The following is a 24,854-nucleotide window of genomic DNA, read 5'->3' on the forward strand; positions in this document are numbered from 1 at the left end:
CGTCTTCTGCTTGCAAGAGTCTGTTGTGCTCATTTTGCTCGCGCTACAACAGCGGAGCCGAAACACGGGCTTAACGCTCGCCTGGGCTTGAGGGAGAGAGGCCCGATGATTGACGTCCTGGTCGTGGACGACGACTTCCGCGTCGCCGAGATCAACGCGAAGTACGTGGGAAAGGTTCCCGGCTTCCGGGTCGCCGCCCGCGCGCACAGCGCCGCCCAGGCGCTGGCCGCCGTGGAGCGTGCCCCGATCGACCTGGCCCTGCTCGACCACTACCTGCCCGACGAGACGGGTCTCGAACTGGTCCACCGCATGCGCGAACGCGGGCACGGCACCGACGTCATCATGATCACGGCGGCCGGCGATGTGGCGACCGTCCAGACCGCGATGCGTCTGGGCGCAGTGCACTACCTGGTGAAACCGTTCACCTTCGCGGCCCTGCGCACCCGCCTGGACTCGTACGCCGCCCTGCGCCGCACCGTCGACCGGGTCGGCGGCCGGGGTGTGGCGGGGCAGGAGCAGGTCGACCGCATCTTCGGCGCCCTGCGTACCGCGCCCGTCTCCTCGTCACCCAGGCTGCCCAGCGGTCACTCGGAACCCACGACGGACCTGATCTGCGACGTTCTGCACCGGGCCGGTCAGCCGCTCTCGGCCCACGAGGTGGCCGCCAGGACGGGGCTCAGCCGTTCCACCGCCCAGCGCTATCTGCGCCACCTGGAACAGGCGGGACGGCTGCGGCTCTCCCTGAGGTACGGCGACACCGGACGGCCGGAACACCGGTACACATGGGTGGCGCCGTAGGACCACGACCCAGAAGCCCTCCCCCCGCTTGGCCCGCCCGGCGGTTCGTCGCCGGGTTCCGCAGGAGGGCGCAGGTGGCGCCGGAGCCCACGACACGGGCCCCGCCTCGTCGCGTACGGCACCGGGGGCGCCCTGCGCCTCCCCGGCGCCGGGGGCACCCTCCCACCGTCCCGGTGCCGGGGTTCTCAGACGGCCCCGGCGCCCGTGAGCGACCGCACCTCGGTCTCGGCGTGCTTGGCCTCGTCCGCCGGTTCCGCCGAGGTGACCGTGCCGAGCCAGCCCGCGAGGAAGCCGAGCGGAATGGAGACGATGCCCGGGTTCTGCAGCGGGAAGTACTGGAAGTCCACGCTCGGGAAGAGCGATTCGGGACTTCCCGACACGACCGGGGAGAGCACCACGAGTGCCAGCGCGGGCATGAGACCGCCGTAGACCGCCCACACGGCGCCCCTGTTCGTGAAGCTGCGCCAGAAAAGCGCGTACATCAGGACCGGCAGGTTCGCGGATGCGGAGACCGCGAAGGCGAGCCCCACCAGAAAGGCCACGTTGAGGTCGCGGGCGAGCAGTCCGAGCGCGATCGCGAGTCCGCCGATACCGACGGCGGCGGCCCGCGCCACCGCCACCTCGCTGCGTTGCCGGGACCGCCGCCGCCGTAGCGAGGCGTACAGGTCGTGGGCGACGGAGGCCGAGGAGGCGAGGGTGATCCCGGCGACGACCGCGAGGATGGTGGCGAAAGCGATCGCGGCGACCACGGCGAACAGGACCGTCCCGCCGGTCGAGTTCGCCCCGCCGCCCAGCTTCAGCGCCAGCAGCGGCACCGCCGTGTTTCCGGCCGCGTTGGACTCCCGCACGGCGTTCGGCCCGACGACGGCGGCCGCGCCGAAGCCGAGCACGATCGTCATCAGATAAAAGCCGCCGATGAGTCCGACCGACCAGACGACCGAGCGCCGGGCGGCGCGCGCGGTCGGCACCGTGTAGAAGCGGGACAGAATGTGCGGCAGTCCGGCAGTACCCAGCACCAGTGCCAGGCCCAGGCTGATGAAGTCGATCCGCGCGGTCCAGTTACCGCCGTACTTCAGGCCTGGCGCGAGAAACGCCTCACCGTGCCCGCTGCGTTCCGCCGCCGTGCGCAGCAGCGTGTCGAAGTCTCCGTGGAAGCGCACCAGGACGAGCGCGGTCAGCGCGATCGTGCCGCCGAGCAGGAGGACGGCCTTGACGATCTGGATCCAGGTCGTGGCCCGCATCCCGCCCAGCGACACATAGATCACCATGAGCGCGCCGACGGCGATCACCGTCCAGGCGCGCGCGGCCGTGCTCGTCCCCCCGAACAGCAGCGCCACCAGGCTGCCCGCCCCCACCATCTGCGCCACCAGGTACAGCACGGAGACCGTCACCGAGGACATGCCGGCGGCGATCCGCACCGGCCGCGCTCTCATCCGGGCCGCGATCACGTCCGCGAGCGTGAACCGCCCGCAGTTGCGCACCAGTTCGGCGACGAAGAAAAGCACCACGAGCCAGGCCACCAGGAAGCCCACCACGTACAGCATCCCGTCGTACCCGAAGAGCGCGATGAGCCCGGTGACACCCAGGAAGGAGGCCGCCGACATGTAGTCGCCCGCGATGGCAAAACCATTCTCCATGGGCGAGAACAGCCGTCCGCCCGCATAGAACTCCTCCGCCGACCCATGTCGGTGGCGACTCACCCAGGTCGTGATGGCCAGCGTGATCGCGACGAAGACGCTGAAGAGCACCAGCGCCAGGGCCTGATGGTGTCCGGTCACCGCTCTCCACCCCTGAATCCCCGTGTGAGCTCCTGAGTGTCCCAGCGCAGATCGAGGGCGGCCCGGTCCCTGCGCAGCCGAGCGTGCCGCGCGTAGGCCCAGGTGAGGAGGAACGTCGTCAGGAACTGCCCGAGCCCGGCGAGCATCGCCACGTTCACGGATCCCGCCACCGGCCGGCCCATCAGCCCGGGTGCCGTCTGCGCCGCCACGACATAGCCCACGTACCAGGTGAAGAAGACCGCGAGCCCCGGGATCACGAACCGCCGGTACCTGCGGCGCACCTCCTGGAACGCCGCACTGCGTTGAACTTCCAGATAGACGTCCGCGACCCGGCCGGTTCCTTCCCGTTCGCTGCGCGTGTGCGGCACGCCTGGAGCGGGGGCGCCCGTTCCGTCCAGTTCGCCCCAGCCGGAACCGAGCGCGTCGTACCAGGGGTCGTCGTAGTTCGCCCGGCCGTCCGCGCCTACGGCCGCGGGGGCCGGGTCGCGTCCTTCGTACTTCTCAACCGAACTCTCGGGGCCTCCCCCGCGTCTGCGGGAATGGCCATTGCTTGACGTCATGCCCAAGGATGGACAGAACGGGAAGATCCCTGACTCTTCTTCTCCGCGCTCTTCACCCCATCAGGTGACTCACCTCGACGGGGGCCGCGCCAGCCCTCTCGCGAAGGCGTAACGGACCGCCTGCGCGCGGTCCTTGAGACCCGTCTTGGCGAAGAGATTGTTGATGTGTGTCTTCACCGTGGCCGTGGAGACGTGCAGCCTGCGGGCGATCTCCTGGTTGGTGAGCCCGTCGGCGATCAGCACGAGCACTTCCGTCTCCCGCACCGTGAGCCCGTCCTGCGCCACGGAGGGTGCGGCGGGCTCGGGCTCGGGCTCCGGCTCCGACAGCCGCTCGAGCAGGCGCCGCTGGATGCCCGGGGACAGACCCGCATCCCCGGACAGCACGCTCCGAACGGCCCGCACGATCTCGTCCCCGCCCGCGTCCTTGGTCAGGTAGCCGCGCGCACCCGCTCTCAACGCCGGGAACAGCGACTCGTCGTCCGCGAAGGTCGTGAGCACCACCACCTGGGTGCCGGGATACTCTGCGCGGATGCGGCGGGTCGCCTCGACACCGTCGCAGCGCGGCATGCGCAGGTCCATCAGCACGACGTCCGGGGCGAGTTCGGCGACGAGTTTCACCGCCTCCTCCCCGTCCCTGGCGGCACCGACGACTTCGACCCCGGGAAGCAGTCCGAGCAGCATCACAATGCCCTCGCGCACCACCGTCTGGTCGTCCGCCACCACGATCCGGGCAGGCTTCCCGCTCTCCTCCTTCGTCATACGGGCACCTTCAGTGTCACCACGAATCCTTCCTCGCCCGGCCCGGCGTCCAGCGAGCCGCCCAGCAGCTCGGCACGCTCCCGCATGCCCAGGAGACCGTACCCGGCCCCCGACCCGGTCAACTCGCCCGGCGATCCGCCGGAGTCCCGCACATCCAGCGTCACTTGGTGCTCGGTGTACTCCAGCCGGATGTGCACCTTGGCACCCGGAGCGTGCTTGCGGACGTTGGTCAGTGCCTCCTGAGCGACCCTGCGGACCGCCTGCGAGGCCTCGGCGGGTAACAGCCTGCGATCACCCGAGACGGTGACGTCCGCCCCGTTCGCGGTGGCGACGAGTTCGCCGAGGTAGTCCTCGAGCGGGGACATCTCGCCCCGGAGGGCGGACAGCGCCTGCCGGGTCTCGGCAAGTCCCTCCCGGGCCATTCCCCGTGCCGCCACGACCCGTTCAAGGATCTTGTCCCGGTCGGCTCCGCCCTCGATCAACAGCCGCGCGGCCTCCAGATGCACCATCTGCGCCGAGAGGCTGTGCGCCAGCACATCGTGGATCTCCCGGGCGATCCGGGCCCGCTCCGCCAGCGCCGCCGACTCCGCCTCGGCCGCCCGGGCGGCCCGCTCCTGGGCGAGGAGCCGCTGGGCGTTGCCACGGGCCTCGGCGTCCAGGCGCAGAACGTAGCCGGCGAGTGCAATGCCCATGACCGTGGCGGCGGTGGTCAGCCACTCGTCGTTGTCCACCGCGGAGTACGAGGCGAGGGCGACCGAGGTCACGGGCAGAGCGGCAGCGAGCGGCAATCGTTCCAGGGCCGCGACGCCGCAACCGCACCAGATCACGAGGGCCGGAACCCGGAGCCCGGCGGCCTGTGCCGCGACCGCCACTCCGAGAAGCACGGTGACGACCGTCAGGGACGGCCAGAGCCTGTGCGCCAGCGTGGTGCGGAAGAAGGCCCAGGAGACCAGCGCGGTCACGAGGAGGCCCGCCCCTGCCCCGACCGCACCCCAACCGTGGAGGTGACTGCTGTTGAAGACGCCCCACAACAGCATGCCGAGCACCAACGCCCTCACGACCCAGGCGAGCAGTCGCCGGGGCTTTGAGATCCCCTCGCGGCCGAGCGCTTCGCGGGAGGGCCAGCGCATCCACGCGCTCTCCGTCATACGCGCTCCCTCCGGGTGGGCCGAGGCATGCCTTCACCGTAGGCCCAGGCAGGACGGGCCGAGGGAGCGAGGGACCGCGCACGCCAGACCAGGATTCCGGCACGGACCAGCAGCGTGCCCGCGAGGGCCAGCAGCAGCGCGGAACTGTCCTGGTGGACGCCCAGCAGCGCACCGCACGCGAAGAGAGCGACGCGCAGGGCGATGCCGGCTGTCCAGACGACCACGCTCGCCTTGGTGCTCCTGCTCCACACGGCGCCGTCCACCTCCGCCCATATGCGGGTGGTCCAAGCCCAGCCGGCCCCGGTGGCCACTCCGATGAGCAGCTCGGCCGCGAGCAGCAGGGCGGACTCGACGGGGTGACGGGCATCGAGGATGCCGGTCCCGCGCAGCGCCACGACGGTCAAACCCACGGGCAGCAACCACCAGCGCCGGTCGGTGTCGACCCGGCGAGCGCGGAACTGCCGCACGATCACCAGGGCGGCCACCGCCACGATCACCAACGCGTTGACAAGCGCGGACATCACAGCCTCCGTGAGCGGAAAGGAGCTGCCGACGGAGAATGCTGCCGGCGCCTTCGACGCTACGGAATTCCGCAGGCCGCCAGATCGGCGCACGGGTGGACCGTGGGTGGAATCCGGCATGCCCTGCGTCTCCACCCAGGGGTGGAGAGACGCCTGCCGCCGGTGGAACGAGCAGGTGCGGCGCAGCCCGGGGCCGGTCATGGGCTGAGACCTGCGCTCAGCCCATGACCGGCCCCGGTCCGAAAGGCACCGGGTGCGCCGGCTAGGCGTCGATACGCGACCGGTCCAGCGTCGCCGCCGAGCCGGAGATGAACTCCTTGCGCGGTGCCACGTCGTTGCCCATCAGCAGATCGAATACCTGTTCGGCGGCCTCCAGGTCGGAGAGGTTGATCCGCCGCAGGGTGCGGTGGCGCGGGTCCATCGTCGTCTCGGCCAGCTGGTCGGCGTCCATCTCGCCGAGACCCTTGTAGCGCTGGATGGAGTCCTTGTACCGGATGTTCTTGCTCTGCAGTTCCAGAAGCTTGTCGCGCAGCTCGCGGTCCGAGTACGTGTAGACGTACTTGTCCTGGCCCTTCTTCGGCTGGACGATCTCGATGCGGTGCAGCGGCGGCACCGCGGCGAACACCCGGCCGGCCTCGACCATGGGCCGCATGTAGCGGTGGAACAGCGTCAGGAGCAGGGTCCGGATGTGGGAGCCGTCCACGTCGGCGTCGGTCATCATGATGATCTTGCCGTAGCGGGCCGCGTCCAGATCGAAGGTGCGGCCCGATCCGGCTCCTATCACCTGGATGATGGCGCCGCACTCGGCGTTCTTCAGCATGTCCGTCACGGACGACTTCTGGACGTTGAGGATCTTGCCGCGGATCGGCAGCAGCGCCTGGAACTCGGAGTTCCGGGCGAGCTTGGCGGTGCCGAGCGCGGAGTCGCCCTCGACGATGAACAGCTCGCTGCGCTCCACGTCGTCGCTGCGGCAGTCGGCGAGCTTGGCGGGCAGCGAGGAGGACTCGAGGGCCGTCTTGCGGCGCTGGGCGTCCTTGTGCTGGCGGGCGGCGATGCGTGTGCGGGCGGCGGCGACGGCCTTCTCCAGGACGGAGCGCGTCTGCTGGGCCGCGTCACGCTTCGTGGAGGTCAGCCATCCCTTGAGTTCCTTGGAGATCACGTTCGCGACGATGCGGCGCGCCGCGGAGGTGCCGAGGACCTCCTTGGTCTGCCCCTCGAACTGCGGTTCGGCCAGGCGGACCGTGACGACCGCGGTGAGACCCTCCAGTGCGTCGTCCTTGACGATGTCGTCCTCGGCGACGCGCAACAGCTTCTTGGCGCGCAGCACCTCGTTCATCGTCTTGGTGACGGCCTGCTCGAAGCCGGCGACATGGGTGCCCCCCTTGGGGGTGGCGATGATGTTGACGAACGACCTGAGCGTCGTGTCGTACCCGGTCCCCCAGCGCAGCGCGACATCGACGCCCAGCTCCCGGGTGACCTCGGTGGGCGTCATCTGGCCGTGGTCGTCCAGGACGGGGACGGTCTCCTTGAAGGTGCCCTGCCCGGAGAAGCGGAGGACGTCGCACACCGGCTTGTCATTCGCCAGATACTCGCAGAACTCGCTGATTCCGCCGTCGAAGCGGAAGGACTCCTCGCCCTTGCTGCCGCCCTCACCGAGGCCGTACTCGTCGCGGACGACGATGGTCAGGCCGGGCACGAGGAACGCGGTCTGGCGGGCGCGCTGGTGCAGCGTCTCCAGGGAGAGCTTGGCGTCCTTGAGGAAGATCTGGCGGTCGGCCCAGTAGCGCACACGTGTGCCGGAGCGGGTCTTGGGGAGCTTCTTCGTCTTGCGCAGGCCGCTCTTGGCCTCGAACTTCGCGTCCGGGCCCTCACCCGCGAAGGCACCCGGCGCACCGCGCCGGAAGCTGATCGCGTGGGTGTGACCGGCGCGGTCGACCTCGACGTCCAGGCGCGCGGACAGCGCGTTGACCACGGACGCGCCGACACCGTGCAGACCGCCCGACGCCGCGTACGAGCCGCCGCCGAACTTGCCGCCCGCGTGCAGCTTGGTCATCACGACCTCGACACCGGACAGGCGGGTCTTGGGCTCCACGTCGACCGGGATGCCTCGCCCGTTGTCCCGCACCTCCACGGAGGCGTCGTCGTGCAGGATCACCTCGATGTGGTCGCAGTGTCCGCCGAGGGCCTCGTCGACGGAGTTGTCGATGATCTCCCAGAGGCAGTGCATCAGACCGCGGCTGTCGGTCGAGCCGATGTACATACCGGGGCGCTTGCGTACGGCCTCGAGGCCTTCGAGGACGAGCAGGTGCCGCGCGGTGTAGTTGGAACCGTCCCGGTCTGCTCCGGTGAGCAGCGCTGTGGACGGCGTGGACGTCTCGGCGGTCACGCGGTTCGCTCCTCGCTGAATTTCGGATGGGGCCCATTGGGGTAAGGGGCCGGCTTCGTTCACCGGTCCGAGGGTACCGAGGCCTGGTAGAGCCGTTGTAACGCCACCCTCGTCTCAGCCCACCCTAGTCCACAGTCGCACGGACGTTCGATCCTCACGGGGAGGTGAAGCGCATATCACGTTCCCTTCGACGCATGAACCATTTAGGCTCCGGGCACGTCCTCATGAACAACCGGCAACCCCGCCGGGAGGACGAGACAATCGACAGACAGCGCGAATCCGTACGAGACAAACACGCAATACGGCACATTCGCCGCCAAACCGGCAACAGACAGCCGGCCCGGAAAGAAATTTTCGAGGAAAAGCCGCGAGCGGGAACGTTTTCGGCCTGGTTGGATGTTGACCCTGGTACGACAGCTCGTGGAGCTAGAGAAGAGGCGACGTGACTACTGTTCTGACCCCCGCGAGCCCGCTGACGGCCGCTGACCGCTGCGACCGCTGCGGCGCCCAGGCGTACGTGCGTGTCGTCCTCCTGAGCGGCGGAGAACTGCTCTTCTGCGCCCACCACGGTCGCAAGTTCGAGCCGGAACTCAAGAAGATCGCCGCTGAGATACAGGACGAGACGGAGCGGCTCACCTCCGTTCCGGCGAGCGCCTCCGCCGAGGAACGCTGACGCCTCGCGTCCACGACGAGCCGGCGCCGAGGCCGGTGTACGGGCGGCCATCCCGATCACTCGGGATGGCCGCCCGTACTACTACCGGCGCGTTCGCGTCGGCATCCCCGTGGCACCGCCGGGTGCACTCGTCCGGCGCGGCCCACCGCACGCACGAGGCGGCTCGGTGCAGCCCGCATGGCAACCGCACACACCACGACGTCTCCGGCAGCCGGATCGCCCTGCTCAGCGGATGCCACCCAGGGCCCTGACGACCTCGGAGACCCGCGTATAGACCCCGGGGCTCCCGGCCCGCCCGCAGCCGTTGCCCCATGACACCAGGCCGATCAGGTGCCCCTTGGCGACGAGAGGGCCCCCGCTGTCCCCCTGGCAGGCGTCGTGCCCGCCATTGGGCTCTCCGGCGCACAGCATCGAGCCTGCGTCGTACTTCCCGTCCGCATCGCCGGGGTAGGCCCGTGCGCAGGTCGTATCCGGAAGCACCTGAAGGTTCGCGGCCCGCAGACTGTGCGCGTAGTCGCCGCCCCCGGTCACATCACCCCAGCCGTACACCGTCGCTGTCGTGCCCGGTGCGTAGGCGGGATCACCGGCTGCCGCCATTGCGATCACCGAGCCCGCCGGAAGCGGGGAGGCGAGGGTGAGCACGGCGAAGTCCCCGGCATTGGTGTTTTCGTTGTACCGGGGATTGACCCAGGTGGAGTGCACCGGGATCTCCGAGCCCTGCCCGGACAGAAGGTCCGTGCGCCCGGCGATGACTCTGAGATCCCGCAATTGTCCCGGTGGTGCGCCGAGGACCGCCGCACTCATACAGTGGGCCGCGGTCAGAACCGTCGACCGGCTCACCGCCACACCTCCGCAGAACTGCCCGGCCCGCGTACCCCCGAACCGGTCACGGCTGGAGACGGCGACGGTCCACGGACTCTGTGAGATATCCACCGGAAAGCCTCCGACGACGACGCTGTCCGCCATGGCAGGCGCCGGGGATCCCAGCGGTATCAAGGCTGCTGCGGCTGACAGGACCAGTGCTCGGGCGAAGTGGCGACGCATATGCACTCCTCACTGTGTAGTGTCGATAGAACACCCACAGTGATCCAGTTCGCCGGATCGCGCATACGCAAAGGGGCCGGTTTCCCCAAGGAAACCAGCCCCTCGTCGCTGTCGGGCACGGCCTGGTCGAGGTAGAGGCCTAGTCGAGGTAGTCGCGCAGCACCTGGGAGCGCGACGGGTGACGCAGCTTCGACATCGTCTTGGACTCGATCTGGCGGATGCGCTCACGGGTGACGCCGTACACCTTGCCGATCTCGTCGAGGGTCTTCGGCTGACCATCGGTGAGACCGAAGCGCATCGAGACGACACCCGCCTCACGCTCGGACAGAGTGTCGAGCACGGAGTGCAGCTGCTCCTGGAGGAGCGTGAAGCTGACCGCGTCGGCCGGGACGACCGCCTCGGAGTCCTCGATGAGGTCACCGAACTCGCTGTCACCGTCCTCACCCAGCGGGGTGTGCAGGGAGATGGGCTCGCGGCCGTACTTCTGGACCTCGATGACCTTCTCCGGGGTCATGTCGAGCTCCTTGGCCAGCTCCTCCGGGGTGGGCTCGCGGCCCAGGTCCTGGAGCATCTGACGCTGCACACGGGCGAGCTTGTTGATGACCTCGACCATGTGCACCGGGATACGGATGGTGCGGGCCTGGTCGGCCATCGCGCGGGTGATCGCCTGGCGGATCCACCAGGTGGCGTACGTGGAGAACTTGTAACCCTTGGTGTAGTCGAACTTCTCCACCGCGCGGATCAGACCGAGGTTGCCCTCCTGGATGAGGTCCAGGAAGAGCATGCCGCGGCCGGTGTAGCGCTTGGCCAGGGAGACCACCAGACGGAGGTTGGCCTCGAGGAGGTGGTTCTTGGCGCGGCGGCCGTCCTCGGCGATGATCTCCAGCTCACGCTTGAGCTTGGGGGCGAGCTTGTCGGCGTTGGCCAGCTTGTCCTCGGCGAACAGACCCGCCTCGATGCGCTTGGCGAGCTCCACCTCCTGCTCGGCGTTGAGCAGGGGGACCTTGCCGATCTGCTTGAGGTAGTCCTTGACCGGGTCGGCGGTGGCGCCGGCCGCGGCGACCTGCTGCGCGGGCGCGTCGTCCTCGTCCTCGTCCGAGAGCACGAAACCGGCGCTCTCGGCACCCTCGGGCTCTTCGCCGCCCTTGGCCTCCTCGAGAACGTCCTCCTCGAGCAGTTCGACGTCGTCCTTCTTGGCGGCCGTCTTCTTGGCCACCGTCTTCTTGGCGACGGCCTTCTTCGCCACGGTCTTCTTGGCGGCCGTCTTCTTGGCAGCGGCCTTCTTGACGGGCGCGTCCTCAGCCGGGTCGTCGGCGACCGGTGCGGCCGGAGCGGCAGGAGCGGCGGTCTTCTTGGTGGTCACCGCCTTCGCCGCGACGGTCTTGGTGGCCGTGCGCTTGGCAGGACTCTTCGCTGCGACGCTCTTACGGGTGCGCTTGGGCTCTGCGGCACTGACCATCAGCGTCACACCCTCTTCCTCGAGGATCTGGTTGAGGCTGCGCAGTACGTTCTTCCACTGAGTGGCCGGAATCTGGTCAGCTTCGAAGGCCCGACGCACATCGTCGCCGGCGATCTGCCCCTCAGCCTTTCCCCGCTCAATAAGAGCCATGACAGAGACGGACTCGGCGATCTCCGGCGGGAGCGTACGGGATGTGCTGGCCGACACGAACAACCTCTCGGAACGTTGGAAAACGGCTTCCGGCCCCGTCCACGGCGGACAGGAGCCGACCGCCGGCTTGGGGATGGGCCGACGGTGCGGGCGGGGGCCGGGAGGATGCACAGCGCCGTGAACGGCGTCCGTATTCCCTCCTCGACTGTCACCTCTTAGGTCATCGCGCAGTTCCGAAGAGTGTTACGCCCAATCTGCGTGGCCCGAGTCACACCCCGTAACCGATCATAAACGCCCAAATGTGGGCATAAGTGGTCGACCGGCGCCCTGAGTGGCACCCGGACTGCGCGACTCTCCGCACGATCACCGCGAATTGATTGCCCTGGGCAGCCAAGTCCATGACTGATGGCGGGAGTCCGACGGCCGAGAGCACCCACGGCAGCCGACAGCTGCGGTCGGCAGCGGGCCGCAGCTGCGGTCGACAGCGGACGTCCGCCAGCGCTTGGCGGGGCCGGACCGGGCGATACCGGCGGTCTCGCCGCCGGTCTCCGCCGGGCTCCGCCGTCGCCACCGGTCTCCGTCGGGCTCCGCCGGGTCCCGGGAGGATCCGACGGAGCCCGACGGCGGGGGCTCGGCGCCCGTCCACGGCGGGGCCAGGCACTGCCCGGCGGGAAGCCCGGGGCCGCTCGCGCCGACGGCTGGATGCGGTCAGTGCTCGCGGGGCGCGGGCACCACGCGCTCCACCTCGGGGTGGACGGTGAGCAGTTGACGCATCGCCCCCTCGGCGGCCGCACCGTCGCCCGAGGCGAGCGCGTCCACGATCCGGCCGTGCTGGGCCAGGGCCGCCTCGTTCGGGCGGTCGCAACCGGTGACCGGGCCGCCGGAGACCTGGAGGGCCGCCGAGACGATCCCCGAGAGGTGCTCCAGCATGCGGTTGCCGGCGACCTGGATGAGCAGCGAGTGGAATTCCGCGTCGGCGCGCGAGAACGTCAGGGAGTCGCCCTGCCCCATGGCGTGGCCCATGATCTCGACCATGTCGCCGAGTCGCTGCTGCACCTCCTCGCGGCCGTGCCCGGCGGCGAGGCGCGCCGCGAGCGGTTCGATGGTCCAGCGCAGCTCGCTCAGCTCGCGGCGCTGGTCGTCGCGCTGCGGCCCGAAGGCCCGCCACTCGATGATGTCCGGGTCGAGGAGGTTCCAGTCGCTCACGGGGCGCACCCGCGTCCCCACGTTCGGGCGGGCGCTGACCAGGCCCTTTGCCTCCAGGACGCGCAGCGACTCGCGGACGACGGTGCGGGAGACCTCGAAGCGCTGGCCGATCTCCTCGGGGACCAGCGGGCGATCCGCGCCGAGGTCGCCGGAGACGATCATCTGGCCGAGCTGCTGGACGAGTTGGCCGTGCAGCCCGCGTCCGCGGCTGCCTGCCGCACGACGGCCGACGCGGCCCAGTTCCGGTTCCGCGCCCTCCCAGGAGGGCGTGCCGACGCGGTCGGCGGAGGGCGCCTCGGCATAGGGGTAGCGGTCGAGTTCGCCCGGTCCGGCGAGGCCGGAGTCTGCTGAGCGGGCGGCGGTCATCATGGTGTGCGCAAGGGTACTCACGGATCCTTTGTCGGCGCCCTCCCCAACTCCCTTGAGGTCTTTGGTGAAAAGCACACGAAAGGGTGATCGCTCACCCTGTCGCAATTGACGCCTTATCGGAAAGAAATGGGCGTTCTCCGAGGAACTTGCGCACAGGGGAGATACAGATCGGCACGGAGGGTGGTCATCGAGCCCTGCGACGCGTGGCGAGCAGATAGATGCCGAGCAGCGCGGCCAAGGACAAGGCCAGTGCGCCGCCCACGGGTTGAGCGATCATCCGTACCGCGGCGACCAGATACCGCTCCCCGCCGAACGGCCACCCCGGCAGCGCCACCCCCCGCATCCGCGCGGCGAACCCCGCGGCGGCCGGGACGGACCCTGCCCCGAGTACTTTCTGTACGAGGGGTACGACGGCGACGGGCACCGCGAGTACCGCGGCGAGCCCGGCGATCGTGGACCGGAAGATGCCGGCCGCCAGCACACCGGCCCAGGCGCACCCCACAGAGAGTCCGGCCCAACTCGCGCTCAGGGAAAGCCAGTCGGCGGGAACCTCGGCCACCTCTCGTCCATAGACGACGTAGAGCACCTCGAAGTCGAAACCGACGGCGAGGAAGGCCAGCGCTAGCGCCGTGGCCCCTGCCACCAGGAGCTTCGCGGCGAGCAGCCCCAGGCGGCGGGGGACGCCGCCCCGGTCCGCCGCCAGAGCGGGGTGGCGGAACTCGTCACCGAAGGAGACGGCGCCGAGCAGCCCCGCGCCGAGCGCCGCAGGCGGCAGCGGGAGCTCCCGCGGCCAGGCGGCCAGCAGCCGGCCCCGTGGGGCGTGCCCGACGCGGGCGAGGAGCAGGGAGACAAGAGCGGAGGCGACGAGTACGGCGGCCGCGGTGAGGGAGACCGTGCCGATCCCGGTGGCGCGGCGCAGTTCGTACCGCAGCGGGTGCTGGGGGCTGGGGTTGGGCCGGACACTGATCGGCGGCGGCAGCGGGGGCAGATCACCGCGATCCAGAGCCTCGGCCGGGGGAGGCGGGGCGGCCCTCACGTCTGCGGCCGGCCCCATGTCCCCCATTTCGTCGGCGAGTTGGTGTACGAGGATGCCGTGCCGGAACGCGGTCTCGCCGACGTCTGCGCACGTACTGCCGTACACCGACAGCCGGTTGCCGTCCTCGTGGACGATTTTCACGGAACGCCGGGCCGTTCTGGCCTCCTTGGCGAGCAGGGCACCGAGCCGGGCGGCGTGCGGGCTTCGGACGGCCACACGGGGTCGCAGCCGGGTGCGGGCGAAGTCGGCGGCCTCCTGATCGGCGACGATCCGGCCCTCGTCCAGCGTGATGACGTGGTCGGCGGTGCGCGCGGCCTCCTTGGGGTCACCCGTGGCGAACAGGACGGTGCCGCCCCGGACGGTGTGTGCCCGTAGAAGGCCGTGCAGCCAGCGGCCTTCCTGGTCGGAGAGCCCGGCGGTGGGATCGTCGAGCACGAGGCTGTGCGGATCGGCAAGCAGGGCGCAGGCGAGACCGAGGCGGCGGTCCATACCGCGGGAGAGGGTGCCCAGGCACTCGTCGCGCAGGCCGACGAGTCCAAGCGCCTCGAGGACTTCGTCGGCGCGGTCCGCGGGCACACCCACGGCGGCGCACAGCATGCGCAGGTGCGCGCGGGCCGTGCGCGCGGGGTGACCGGGGACGTCTCCGAGGACGACTCCCACTTCGCTCGCGGGGTGAGCGAGGCGGTGCAGCGGACGGCCCCGGAAGTAGGTGATGCCGCGACCCGGCCGGAGTTCGAGCATCAACCTGAGCACTGTCGTCTTGCCCGCACCGGAGGCTCCGAGGAGCGCGGTCACCTGACCTGCGCGCGCCTCGAACGTCACGTCGTCGACGACGGGCGACAGGTCCTTGCGGGGATCGCCGGTCAGTCCGATCGCCTGAATCACTCGAAGCAAGATAGCGCGATATGTCTGTTTTTTCGGTCACCCTGACAGGCGGGCGTCGGCTCCTGCTCCGCTCCGGCCCGTACCGGAGCGCCCGGGTCCCGCGGGATGAGTCAGACCTCGGGCCGCAGCATGGGCGGGTTGAGCAGCGTGGCACCGCCCGCGCGGAAGAGCTGCGCGGGGCGGCCGCCCTGCCGGGTCGTCGTACCGCCCGTCGGGACGAGAAAGCCGGGCGTGCCGGTCACCTTGCGGTGAAAGTTGCGCGGGTCGAGGGCCACGCCCCATACGGCCTCGTAGACCCGTCGCAGCTCCCCGACGGTGAACTCGGGCGGGCAGAAGGCGGTGGCCAGCGAGGAGTACTCGATCTTCGAACGGGCGCGCTCCACGCCGTCCGCCAGGATCTGCGCGTGGTCGAAGGCGAGCGGAGCCGCCTGCTCGCCGTCCCTGCCGTAGCCGCCCTGTTGCAGCAGCTCTTCCACGGGCGCCCAGCGCGCGCTGTTGGCGTCTCCTCCGGGCCGGGGCGCGGGCAGGTCGGGGGCGAGGGCGAGATGGGCGACGCTCACCACTCTCATCCGCGGGTCGCGCTTGGGGTCGCCGTAGGTGGCCAGCTGTTCCAGGTGGGCGCCGTTGTCGAGCGCGGGTGCGGCCGGATCGTGTGCGCGCAGCCCCGTCTCCTCGGCCAGCTCACGCGCCGCCGCCTGCGACAGGTCCTCGTCCGCCCTGACGAAGCCGCCCGGGAGCGCCCACCGGCCCTGAAAGGGCGGCTCACCCCTCCGTACCGCCAGCGCGCACAGGGCATGGCGGCGCACGGTCAGCACGACCAGGTCCACGGTGACGGCGAAGGGGGGAAAGGCTGACGGGTCGTAGGGCATGCCGCGATCATAGTCGTCTGCCTGACGATAAACACTCCCCTCGCGGACCGCTTCCACAGGAGATCCGCATGTGTCCGGTACAGCTGTCGCCGGCGGCCGTTCACCGTTCGCTGACGCGTCTCCCGAGGTCACGCCCCCAGCTGTAGTCCGTCGGCCGCCTCCTCCACCATCGCGAGGCCAAGGCGCCCGACGCGCACGGAGAAGGGCGCTCCGGCGAGTCTCAGTCCTCTCAGCACGATCTCCCCCAGCGGTGCGCTGCGGACCGGGCTCAGGGTCACTGTCCCGGCCGGGGCGTCAGGGCGGATACCGACGAGCGCGGTCAGCAGCAGCACTCCGGCGGCGGCCGCGGTGGCGGCGGGGCGGCAGGCGGCCGGATGCGGCAGCGGGGCGCCCCTTTCCCTGCGCGGTTCTCCGGCGAACATCTCGGGCAGCCGGTATCCGAATGCCTCCGACGCCGCCAGCATCCCGTGCAGCAGCCCGCTCGCCTCCTTCTCGTAGCCGGCGGCGGCCAGTCCCGCGACGGCGATCGCGGTCTCCGGGACCCGCACGGCTCCGCCGCGGTGCCCGAACGGGTTGTACGACGTCTCCGTGGCGGCCAGGCCGCGCAACCCCCAGCCCGAGTCCATGGCCGGGCCGTCGAGCAGTCGGGCGAGCTGCTCGGTCCTCACCTTGTCGAGCAGCCCGGGCGCCTGCGTGCCGGCGCCGAGCAGGCCGGTGTCCAGGAGATGGGCGGCGCCCGCACCGAGATGCGGCACCAAGCGACCGTCGCGGGTACGGGCGGCCGCGGGTCTGCCGCCCGACCGGTCCTCGATCCAGAACTCCTCGCAGAACGCGCCGCGCAGCTCCTCCGCCCACCGGCGCAGTTGCGGGCCGCCGGGACGCCCGCACGTCTCGAGCAGATCGGCACCGAGCACAGCGGCCCGATGGGCGTGGGCCTGGGTCTCGCAGCGCAGCAGGCCGCCCGGCTGCGGATCCGGGAGGTAGACGCCGTCGCCGACTGTGGTGCGCAGCCACCGCAGACAGTGCTCGGCCGCGGGCAGCAGTTCCTCCGTCTCGCGTTCGGGAAGCCCCCAGCGCCGGGCCTCCGCGAGGAGCACGGGGAACAGCAGGGTGGCTTCGGTGCCCGTGCAACTCGGCGGAAGGTGAGCTCCCGCGTCCCGCCGGGGGCCCGGGATCATGCCCGAGCGGAGGCCCGGGCCGCCGAGCTGGGTGCGGGCCAGGATGCGCAGCGTGCACGCGGCGAGCCGGGTGCCGAGCGGCAGCGTCATCCGGGCCGCCGTCAGGGACTCGACGGGCGCCGGTCCGCAGCGCCACGGGGCTCCGGCCGCGATGTGGGTGTCGGAGGGGTGCAGGGGATCGCGCAGCAGCAGGGCCTGCAGGTCCTCGACACAGGTGCGCAGGAACGGCTCGACTCGGGGGTCGTCCCCGGTGGCCTGGGCCCGCGCGAACGGGCTGACCGCGGCGCGACCCACGGCTCCGGGCGGTCCGGCGCCGTCCGGCCGCACCCGCAGCTCCAGACTCCGTGTGCCGCCGGGTGGCAGCACCACCTCCCAGCGCAGGAGTCCGGCGGAGGCGAGCGCGTCGGTGGGCGGCGGGTCGGCGATGACCGCGCAGTCGCCCTTGGAACCGGACCACCGCAGCGCCGAGTCGTGCACGCTGGCGGTGAGATCGGGTCCCGGGTCTCCCGAGGCGATCGCACTCAGCTCCGCCAGGTCCGCGCCGAGGGCCACTTCCACCGGCAGGCGCAACGGGCGTGGCGCCGCGTTGTGCAGCGTGATCCGCTCGGCGCCGTCCGCGGACCGGATACGCTCCACGACGACGTCCGGATCGGGTCCGGCGTCCGGGGACGCGCGCACGGTCCCCACGAAGCGGGCACGGTCGGCCCCCATCATCCGGGCCTGCACCGGAAGCGGCTCCCGCCCCGCCACCCGCAGCAGGCAGCGGGACAGCACCCGCCGGCCCGCACGGTAGAACCCCTCCAGCCCTTGCCCGGTCAACTGGCCCTCCTGCGAGGAGATCACCAGGCCGGGCAGGGCGACGCAGATCAACGCGGTGTGGGCGGGGGGCAGGTCGGCGATGCGACGGGGCGGGGCGGGCGGGAGATGGGGCGGACCGTGGACCTGCCGGTCGGCGCGCGGCACGGAAGCCGGCGTGCCGACCGGCGCTCCGCGCCCGGCCGGTGGGGCACCGCCGGGCGCCAGGGGCGCCGAGGGGCCGTGGCCGAGCGGGCTGCCGTGGTGGGCGGGGGGTGGTGTGGGCGGGGACATGTGGCGGCTTCCTGGGCGCTCGGTACGCCTCGGGCGTGGTCGGCGCCGCGTGAGGGGCGCCGCAGGGTCGTGAGCGGTCGTCGGTGGCGTGACCCTGCTCCGGGTTCCGCCACTCAGGTGAACGGCACGGGTCCGTCGGGGGTCACGCCTGTGGGAGGGGAAGCCCGCCGAACGGTGGTGCATGGGACCGCGGAACTCACTCATGTGGCCGCTCCCCTGTACGGCGACCGGAGCCGCGGTGGGCCCCGAACGGGTTGTTCGCGCCCTCGGCCGGACGCGGCGGCCCATCGCGATGCGGGCCGTCACCGGAGGGAGTGCGGGGGTCGGCAGGGCGCCGTCGGCGGGCATCGAGCGCCCGCGGAGCACGACGGCTCGGCCTGCCGCCGCCCACCGGTCGCACCCTGCGGTGCTTACGGACAGGGCCAAGCCGCGGCGCGGAGGGCTCCTGGACTTGGGGGTCCTCCCGGGCCGTGTCACAGGGCGAGCCGGGAGGCGGCGTGGCGGTGGCGTCCGGCTCTGCCGCGGAAGCCTTCTCCCCTCCAGATCGGCCGGCTCGCTCCGTCCGCAGGCAACGACGGACGGTCTCCGGATTCAGCCCTTCGTTGCACGCCTGGTGCAGAAGGCGGGCGAAGAGGTAGTCCGGGTCCGCGCCCAGGGCCATGGCGAAGGCTTCGCGGGCCTCCAGTTCGTCCCCGGTCGACCATGCGACCCATCCGGCGAGCGTCAGCGGGGCTGCGGCATGCTCGCCGTACGGGCCGACGCAGCGGCGGGCCAGGGCTCGCCACAGCCGCAGTGCCACGGCAGCCTCGGCACCCTCCATCCACTCCGCGGCCCGGTCCCGTGTAGTGCGGTCCTGCAGACCGAGGATCAGAACCGCGGCCTCGTCGTCGGCCAGGAGCCCGTCGTCACGCAGGTCCGCCGTCGCCGTACCCGAAACGGGTGGCGCCTCGCCGAGCCGGAGCATGACCCGCTCCGCCAGTGCAAGCGTGTCAGCGGCCACGTCCTCTCGGGTGTCGCCGTCGAGGATCCGCGGGACGAGCGCACGGTTCGCGGTGTCCAGCGCAACCTCCTGTGCGTGGGCGGCCTCCGTCCGGCACGGGCTCAGCCGGGCCCTGAGCTCCTGGAGGCTGCCGCGCACCTGGATGCCCGCGTAGGTCGCGGCAGCGGCCAGGACGGAGGTGCCGGGCAGGCCCATCGGCTGCCCTTCCGGCGGGCAGCAGCCCGGGCTCGGGCAGCAGTACGACCAGAAGCGTCCGTCGGAGATGCACAGAGCCTCCACCACCGCGACGTCGAGGCCGCCGCAGGCCGTGCGCAGCGACTGGGCGAGCGGCCGGAGGCGTTCCATCACGTCGCGTCCCGTTTCGCCGCCCGAGGGTTCCTGGACGAGGTAGGCGACCATGCTCTCGGGGCGGGCGCCTCTGCGCTCGCTGCCCGCCACCAGTCCGCGGGCCAACTGCTGGGCCGCGGACGGCCAGTCCTCGGGGTGGGCGGGGATACCGAGCCGTGCCCGCCCGCCGAACCTCCCCCGCCATTCCCGGTCCTGCAGCGCGACCAGCACGATGCTGTCCTCCGGGCGGTACCCGAGCAGATAGGGCAGGGCGTCGGCCAGCTCTGCGGGGGTGCGCAGGGTGACCATGGGCTCGTCTCGCGGGCCCGAGGGGCCGTGACTCCTGTGGCCGGTGGTCTCACCGCCGCGGTGGAAGGGTCCGTCCATGTCACCGATGCCGGAGCAGCCGGCTGCTTCGTCGTGGTTCGTCATGCCGCGACCATCTCGCGGATCTTGGAGTTCCGCTTGGAGCTGTGGATAACCACGGCCATGGGCATGTCAGGGTTGTCCACAGGTCGCGGGGTCCGTTCGCACGATGTCCTGCCGATCGGGTTGCATGGACGCCATGACCGACGAACACCCGCACCCCACGACGCACGAAGCCACCCCGGCAGAAGGGGACGACGTGCGCGCCGCCGCCGGCCCCAGCGCCCCCACCACGGCCGATGGCGGTCTGCGCGCCGCCGCGGACGCCGTGCTCGCCCGGCTCGTCGGCGCGCCGACGGGCGGGGCCCGGCTGCGCGAGGACCAGTGGCGGGCCATCGAGGCCCTCGTGGCGGACGGACGCAGAGCTCTCGTCGTGCAGCGCACCGGCTGGGGCAAGTCCGCCGTGTACTTCGTCGCGACCGCGCTGCTGCGCGAGCGCGGCTCGGGCCCGACGGTGATCGTCTCGCCGCTCCTCGCCCTCATGCGCAACCAGGTCGAGGCGGCCGCCCGCGCCGGTATCCACGCACGGACCATCAACTCGTCCAACACCGAGGAGTGGGACACCATCCAGGCGGAAGTCGCCGCGGGCGCGGTGGACGTCCTTCTGGTGAGTCCGGAACGCCTCAACAACCCCGACTTCCGCGACCGGGTGCTGCCCCGGCTGGCGGCCGCGACCGGCCTGCTGGTGGTGGACGAAGCCCACTGCATCTCCGACTGGGGCCACGACTTCCGGCCCGACTACCGCCGGCTGCGCACGATGCTCGCGGACCTGCCGCGCGGCGTCCCGGTGCTGGCGACGACCGCGACGGCGAACGCGCGGGTGACGGCCGACGTGGCCGAGCAGCTCGGCACCGGGGCCGGTACGGACGCCCTGGTCCTGCGCGGGCCGCTGGACCGGGAAAGCCTGAGCCTGAGCGTGCTCCGGCTGCCGGACGCCGCCCACCGCATGGCCTGGCTCGCCGATCACCTCGGAGAGCTGCCGGGCTCCGGGATCATCTACACGCTCACGGTGGCGGCGGCCGAGGAGGTCGCGGTGTTCCTGCGGCAGTGCGGGTACGCGGTGGCGTCGTACACCGGGAAAACGGAGAACGCCGACCGCCGGCAGGCCGAGGAGGACCTGCTGGCCAACCGGGTCAAGGCGCTGGTCGCCACATCCGCCCTCGGAATGGGCTTCGACAAGCCGGACCTCGGATTCGTGGTGCACCTGGGCTCGCCCTCGTCCCCGATCGCGTACTACCAGCAGGTCGGGCGCGCCGGCCGAGGTGTGGAGCACGCCGAGGTGCTGCTGCTGCCGGGCCGGGAGGACCAGGCGATCTGGGAATACTTCGCTTCGGTCGCGTTCCCTCCCGAGGAGCAGGTGCGGCGCACGCTGGACGTCCTGGCGGGGGCGCAACGGCCGCTGTCGCTGCCCGCCCTCGAGCCACTCGTCGACCTGCGCCGGTCCCGGCTGGAGACGATGCTCAAGGTGCTCGACGTGGACGGCGCGGTGCGCCGTGTCCAGGGCGGCTGGGTGGCGACGGGCGTCCCCTGGACGTACGACACCGAGCGCTACGCCTGGGTCGCCAAGCAGCGGGAGACGGAACAGCAGGCGATGCGGGACTACGTCACCACGACCGGCTGCCGCATGGAGTTCCTGCGCCGGCAGCTGGACGACGAGGGTGCCAGGCCCTGCGGGCGCTGCGACACCTGTGCCGGACCACGGTTCCCCGACTCCGTCTCCCCGGCCGCCCTGGACGCGGCGCGCGGTGAGCTCGGCCGCGCGGGCGTCGAGGTCGAGCCCCGCAAGATGTGGCCGACGGGTCTTCCGGCGGTCGGCGTGGAGCTGAAGGGCCGTATCCCGGCCGGTGAGCAGGCGGCGCCGGGGCGGGCCCTTGGCCGGCTGTCGGACATCGGCTGGGGCAACCGGCTGCGGCCGATGCTGGCGCCCCAGAACCCGGACGGCCCCGTACCGGAGGATGTGGCACAGGCCGTGGTCGGCGTACTGGCCGACTGGGCCAAGGGGCCCGGCGGCTGGGCCTCCACAGGGCCCGACGCACAGCCGCGCCCCGTCGGAGTCGTCACCATGGCCTCGCGCACGCGTCCGCAGCTGATCCATTCCCTCGGGGCGCACATAGCGGAGAGAGGGCGGCTGCCTCTGCTGGGCTCCGTCTCGTATACAGGCGATGTCCCGCGGCTGCCTCGCAGCAACAGCGCGCAGCGGCTGAAGGCACTCGACGGGGCGCTGACCGTACCCCCCGCCCTGGCCGCGGCCCTCCAGGCGGCGGAAGGTCCCGTGCTGCTCGTGGACGATATGACGGAGACGGGCTGGACCTTGGCAGTGGCGGCACGGGTGCTGCGACGGGCCGGGGCGGAAGGGGTGTTGCCGCTGGTCCTCGCCGTGCAGGCGTGACCCTTCCTTCCCCGGGAACACACTGGGCAGTTCTCCAGCGGGGATATAGGCCACACATCAGCACAAACCAGTCGGCGGCTCCAATTGCTCGTTGCCGCATTCCAGTTCGGCGGGAAGAATTGGGGTTCCGCTCACCTCACGGCTCGTCCGTGATCCGACAGAGTTCTGCTGCGGTGTGTGCGCCCCCTTAGTCCGACCCCGCCCGCAGTGTGGGCGCGTAGCCGAAGGGAGGATCGTGACCTTCGGATTCGCGCCGTCCTCGGCGGCATCCCTGTCGGCCTCCGCCGAAGCGTCCGCCGCTTCCGCCAATCCCGTGGCCCGGATGCTGGAGCCCGCGGAGTGGGCGGCCGCCGGGATTCCGCTACTGCGCAACCCCCGCGAAGTCGTCAGTGAACTGCACGCCCTCCACCGGCCACGGCTCTCCACGGCCGTCGTGGCCGTACTGGACCCGGACGAACGGCCACAGGCGAGCGCCTCGTTCACAAGGCGTCCGGCGCCCGCGGACGGCTGGGTGTTCCGCAACGCGCTGCTCGCCCAGCTGCGCAGGGTCATCCCGCACGACCTGCGCCGCCGTACACCGGTGCGGACGGCCGTGCTGCTCTACTGCCGTGAGGGCGACGGGCGTTGGACGGAGGAGGACGGGGCCTGGATGTGGGGTCTGCGCGACGCCTGCACGTTGCACGGGCTGCGCTGCGGCGCGTACATCACGCTGACCCGCGACGGCTGGCAGGTCCTCGGCGAGGGTCGCGGCGGACGCCGCCCCAACGCGGAGTCACCGCCGGAGGCGTTCGACCTGATGGGCGGGACGCCCCCGCTGCCGCGCACCGGGGGCGTCACCTCGGAGGCGCTGCGCCGGGCCGCCGCCCGCTGAGGCCCCCGAGGGCGCGGGCCGCCGCAAGCGCCGGGCTGCCGCATGCGCCGGGCCGCGATCGAGATAGGGGTCGGGGGCGGCCCACCATACGACTGCGGAAATGGCCGCCCCCGCGGAAGTGACGATGCGACACCCGTGGCCCGAAGCCGCCGCCACCTGCAGTCCCCGTGCCACCCCTCGGCACCTGGGCGCCGGGCGTACGGGGGGCCCTGCCGCCGTGGGTGCGCAGGTGCACATGTCCCCCGTGCACCTGCCCGCGAGCGTCGTACGCCACCGCTTCAAGGCGTTCCGATAGGGCCGCAGGCCGTCGCGCCCCGGCTCCACGCATGACGAGGCGACCGCCGTGCAGGTGCCGCCCACGCGGTACCCCACCGACCGTCTCCCCCGGGCCGGGCGGCAGCCCGGCTCCGGGCTGCCGGGGCGGGACGGGCGGCGTGCGAGCGGAACAGACCGGGTCCGGCCCGCTCAGACGCCTGCGCCCAGCACCGAGTCGATCTGCTTCGGGTCACCGCAGACGATCAGCAGGGCACCGGCCCGGCCGAGCGCCAGCGGAAGCGCGGCGGCGACCGTCGCGTCGGAGCCGCCGTTGACGGCGGTGACGACCACCGGGCGGGCGGCGGCACGGGATGCGATCGAGGCGTCGGCGTAGAAGACATCGTCGCGGGCGTCGTGTTGCGCCCAGTACGAGGCTTCACCGAACGACAGCTCGTGCGCGGCCCATGGATGCAACTCGCCGGTGGTGATCACCAGTACGTCGCCGGGGGCACGACCAGACTCCAGCAGCAGGTCGACGGCTTCCTCGGCAGCGTCCAGCGCGCCCTCGGCCGAGGCCGGGATCAGCTGGATCTGCGGAGTGGCGGCGGGAGCGGGCGGCCCGGACTTGGGCACCGCAGGCTCGCGCGTCGCGCGCTGGGTCGGCATCGGCCGGATCGGCCCCGGACGGCCGGGACGCACGGGCGCCGCAGGGCGGGGGCCGGGTACGGGACGGGGGGTCGGCGCGGTACGGCCGGCGGCCGGCGTAGCGCGGGGACCCTGGGCAGTCTCGTGAATCTGAGGCTCCTCGGGAATGAGAGGCATGAGCTGATTTTTATCAAACGCCAGCGCTACTCGCGTCGGCGGGTGGCATATGAGTGCGATCGGAATGGGTCAGAAGTCGAAGCCGAGCTGACCTTCGATCTCCGGCACGTTTCCGTCCGCCCAGCTGCGGACCTTCTTGAGGTGCCGCCACTGGGGCAGCGCATCAAGATACGCCCACGACAAGCGGTGGTACGGGGTGGGGCCCCGCTCCTCCAGCGCGGCCTTGTGCACCGGCGAGGGATACCCGGCGTTGGCCGCAAAACCGAAGTCTGCATGGTCGAGACCCAGTTCGGCCATCATTTTGTCGCGGTGGACCTTGGCGATCACCGAGGCCGCGGCGACGGCCACGCAGGACCGGTCGCCCTTGATCACCGTACGCACCTTCCAGGGAGTGCCCAGATAGTCGTGCTTCCCGTCGAGGATGACCGCGTCGGGCCGGATGGGCAGCGCCTCGAGGGCACGTTCCGCCGCGAGCCGGAGCGCGGCCGTCATCCCGAGCTCGTCGATCTCCTCGGGGGACGCATGACCGAGGGCGTAGGCCGTCACCCACTGCTCCAACTCCCGGGCGAGCGTGGTGCGTCGCTTGACGGTGAGGAGCTTGGAGTCGGTGAGACCCTCGGGCGGTCGGCGCAGGCCCGTTACCGCGGCGCAGACGGTGACGGGACCGGCCCAGGCACCGCGCCCCACCTCGTCGACACCGGCGATGACCTTCGCTCCGGTCGTTGCGCGAAGGGAGCGCTCGACGGTGTGAGTAGGCGGTTCGTACGGCATGGCGCCCTTAGCCTACGCTGCCGGGATCCCCTCGCGACACCCAGGTTTCCCCGGGCAACGGCACGCCCGCCGGCGAGCGTCGGCG

Annotated in this window: 19 protein-coding genes; 4 read left to right on the forward strand and 15 right to left on the reverse strand. The window is 71.5% G+C overall.

The window, feature by feature from the left end:
* The first annotated feature begins 105 nt into the window (after positions 1-105).
* Positions 106-798 (forward strand): response regulator, encoded by a 693-nt coding sequence (locus tag ABZ876_RS26460; RefSeq protein WP_361786065.1) that lies wholly within the window; start codon positions 106-108, stop codon positions 796-798.
* Between the two features lie 185 nt (positions 799-983).
* Here the strand turns inward: ABZ876_RS26460 and ABZ876_RS26465 are convergent, their stop codons facing one another.
* The 6 genes from ABZ876_RS26465 to ABZ876_RS26490 form a co-directional block, all read right to left on the reverse strand.
* The gene (locus ABZ876_RS26465) at positions 984-2,576 is read right to left on the reverse strand and encodes a cation acetate symporter (RefSeq protein WP_361786067.1); all 1,593 of its coding nucleotides are present in this window, start codon (positions 2,574-2,576) and stop codon (positions 984-986) included.
* Complete coding sequence (locus ABZ876_RS26470) at positions 2,573-3,136, reverse strand: DUF485 domain-containing protein (RefSeq protein WP_361786070.1); 564 nt, start codon at positions 3,134-3,136, stop codon at positions 2,573-2,575. The genes ABZ876_RS26465 and ABZ876_RS26470 overlap by 4 nt, the downstream gene beginning before the upstream one ends.
* Positions 3,137-3,205: 69 nt before the next feature.
* Positions 3,206-3,895, reverse strand: coding sequence for a response regulator transcription factor (locus ABZ876_RS26475; protein ID WP_361786073.1), 690 nt, complete (start codon positions 3,893-3,895; stop codon positions 3,206-3,208).
* Positions 3,892-5,043, reverse strand: coding sequence for a histidine kinase (locus tag ABZ876_RS26480; RefSeq protein WP_361786076.1), 1,152 nt, complete (start codon positions 5,041-5,043; stop codon positions 3,892-3,894). Before ABZ876_RS26480 ends, ABZ876_RS26475 begins: the two co-directional genes overlap by 4 nt.
* Positions 5,040-5,564: a DUF1453 domain-containing protein gene (locus tag ABZ876_RS26485; RefSeq protein ID WP_361786079.1), complete on the reverse strand. Its 525-nt coding sequence runs from the start codon at positions 5,562-5,564 to the stop codon at positions 5,040-5,042. Before ABZ876_RS26485 ends, ABZ876_RS26480 begins: the two co-directional genes overlap by 4 nt.
* A gap of 262 nt (positions 5,565-5,826) precedes the next feature.
* On the reverse strand, positions 5,827-7,950 hold the full coding sequence (locus ABZ876_RS26490) for a DNA topoisomerase IV subunit B (RefSeq protein WP_361786082.1): 2,124 nt from the start codon (positions 7,948-7,950) through the stop codon (positions 5,827-5,829).
* Positions 7,951-8,392: 442 nt separating this feature from the next.
* Here ABZ876_RS26490 and ABZ876_RS26495 point away from each other — a divergent pair, with 442 nt between their 5' ends.
* The gene (locus ABZ876_RS26495) at positions 8,393-8,623 is read left to right on the forward strand and encodes a hypothetical protein (protein ID WP_361786085.1); all 231 of its coding nucleotides are present in this window, start codon (positions 8,393-8,395) and stop codon (positions 8,621-8,623) included.
* Positions 8,624-8,848: 225 nt separating this feature from the next.
* Here ABZ876_RS26495 and ABZ876_RS26500 read toward each other — a convergent pair whose 3' ends face one another.
* The 7 genes from ABZ876_RS26500 to ABZ876_RS26530 all read right to left on the reverse strand — a co-directional run bounded on the left by ABZ876_RS26500 (position 8,849) and on the right by ABZ876_RS26530 (position 19,667).
* Complete coding sequence (locus tag ABZ876_RS26500) at positions 8,849-9,667, reverse strand: serine protease (RefSeq protein WP_361786088.1); 819 nt, start codon at positions 9,665-9,667, stop codon at positions 8,849-8,851.
* A gap of 139 nt (positions 9,668-9,806) precedes the next feature.
* Complete coding sequence (locus ABZ876_RS26505; protein WP_361786091.1) at positions 9,807-11,333, reverse strand: RNA polymerase sigma factor; 1,527 nt, start codon at positions 11,331-11,333, stop codon at positions 9,807-9,809.
* 651 nt (positions 11,334-11,984) lie between these two features.
* Positions 11,985-12,872 carry a FadR/GntR family transcriptional regulator gene (locus ABZ876_RS26510; protein WP_361786094.1) on the reverse strand — a complete coding sequence of 296 codons (888 nt, stop codon included), beginning with the start codon at positions 12,870-12,872 and terminating at the stop codon, positions 11,985-11,987.
* 163 nt (positions 12,873-13,035) lie between these two features.
* The gene (locus tag ABZ876_RS26515; protein ID WP_361786097.1) at positions 13,036-14,772 is read right to left on the reverse strand and encodes an ABC transporter ATP-binding protein; all 1,737 of its coding nucleotides are present in this window, start codon (positions 14,770-14,772) and stop codon (positions 13,036-13,038) included.
* A 110-nt stretch (positions 14,773-14,882) separates the two neighbouring features.
* Positions 14,883-15,641 carry an NUDIX hydrolase gene (locus ABZ876_RS26520; RefSeq protein ID WP_361786100.1) on the reverse strand — a complete coding sequence of 253 codons (759 nt, stop codon included), beginning with the start codon at positions 15,639-15,641 and terminating at the stop codon, positions 14,883-14,885.
* Positions 15,642-15,769: 128 nt separating this feature from the next.
* Positions 15,770-17,908: a glycogen debranching N-terminal domain-containing protein gene (locus ABZ876_RS26525; protein ID WP_361786103.1), complete on the reverse strand. Its 2,139-nt coding sequence runs from the start codon at positions 17,906-17,908 to the stop codon at positions 15,770-15,772.
* Positions 17,909-18,104: 196 nt separating this feature from the next.
* Positions 18,105-19,667, reverse strand: coding sequence for a DUF4192 domain-containing protein (locus ABZ876_RS26530; RefSeq protein ID WP_361786105.1), 1,563 nt, complete (start codon positions 19,665-19,667; stop codon positions 18,105-18,107).
* Positions 19,668-19,800: 133 nt separating this feature from the next.
* Here ABZ876_RS26530 and ABZ876_RS26535 point away from each other — a divergent pair, with 133 nt between their 5' ends.
* Together ABZ876_RS26535 and ABZ876_RS26540 are read left to right on the forward strand one after the other, a co-directional pair.
* Complete coding sequence (locus tag ABZ876_RS26535; protein WP_361786108.1) at positions 19,801-22,050, forward strand: RecQ family ATP-dependent DNA helicase; 2,250 nt, start codon at positions 19,801-19,803, stop codon at positions 22,048-22,050.
* A gap of 235 nt (positions 22,051-22,285) precedes the next feature.
* Positions 22,286-22,921 carry a hypothetical protein gene (locus tag ABZ876_RS26540; RefSeq protein ID WP_361786111.1) on the forward strand — a complete coding sequence of 212 codons (636 nt, stop codon included), beginning with the start codon at positions 22,286-22,288 and terminating at the stop codon, positions 22,919-22,921.
* Between the two features lie 465 nt (positions 22,922-23,386).
* Here the strand turns inward: ABZ876_RS26540 and ABZ876_RS26545 are convergent, their stop codons facing one another.
* A complete protein-coding gene (locus tag ABZ876_RS26545; protein WP_361786114.1) occupies positions 23,387-23,998 on the reverse strand; it encodes a hypothetical protein in 612 nt (203 codons plus the stop codon).
* A 69-nt stretch (positions 23,999-24,067) separates the two neighbouring features.
* On the reverse strand, positions 24,068-24,769 hold the full coding sequence (locus ABZ876_RS26550; protein WP_361786117.1) for a ribonuclease HII: 702 nt from the start codon (positions 24,767-24,769) through the stop codon (positions 24,068-24,070).
* Positions 24,770-24,854: the final 85 nt, after the last annotated feature.

This window comes from Streptomyces sp. NPDC046931, assembly GCF_040644655.1.
GTDB lineage: Bacteria > Actinomycetota > Actinomycetes > Streptomycetales > Streptomycetaceae > Streptomyces.

Bases quoted from the DNA above. Each gene is read 5' to 3' on its own strand.
- ABZ876_RS26485 (WP_361786079.1), bottom strand. From the start codon at position 5,564: ATGTCCGCGCTTGTCAACGCGTTGGTGATCGTGGCGGTGGCCGCCCTG.
- ABZ876_RS26535 (WP_361786108.1), top strand. From the start codon at position 19,801: ATGACCGACGAACACCCGCACCCCACGACGCACGAAGCCACCCCGGCA.
- ABZ876_RS26550 (WP_361786117.1), bottom strand. From the start codon at position 24,769: ATGCCGTACGAACCGCCTACTCACACCGTCGAGCGCTCCCTTCGCGCA.
- ABZ876_RS26530 (WP_361786105.1), bottom strand. From the start codon at position 19,667: ATGACGAACCACGACGAAGCAGCCGGCTGCTCCGGCATCGGTGACATG.
- ABZ876_RS26460 (WP_361786065.1), top strand. From the start codon at position 106: ATGATTGACGTCCTGGTCGTGGACGACGACTTCCGCGTCGCCGAGATC.
- ABZ876_RS26480 (WP_361786076.1), bottom strand. From the start codon at position 5,043: ATGACGGAGAGCGCGTGGATGCGCTGGCCCTCCCGCGAAGCGCTCGGC.
- ABZ876_RS26520 (WP_361786100.1), bottom strand. From the start codon at position 15,641: ATGCCCTACGACCCGTCAGCCTTTCCCCCCTTCGCCGTCACCGTGGAC.
- ABZ876_RS26545 (WP_361786114.1), bottom strand. From the start codon at position 23,998: ATGCCTCTCATTCCCGAGGAGCCTCAGATTCACGAGACTGCCCAGGGT.
- ABZ876_RS26475 (WP_361786073.1), bottom strand. From the start codon at position 3,895: ATGACGAAGGAGGAGAGCGGGAAGCCTGCCCGGATCGTGGTGGCGGAC.
- ABZ876_RS26500 (WP_361786088.1), bottom strand. From the start codon at position 9,667: ATGCGTCGCCACTTCGCCCGAGCACTGGTCCTGTCAGCCGCAGCAGCC.
- ABZ876_RS26470 (WP_361786070.1), bottom strand. From the start codon at position 3,136: ATGACGTCAAGCAATGGCCATTCCCGCAGACGCGGGGGAGGCCCCGAG.
- ABZ876_RS26525 (WP_361786103.1), bottom strand. From the start codon at position 17,908: ATGTCCCCGCCCACACCACCCCCCGCCCACCACGGCAGCCCGCTCGGC.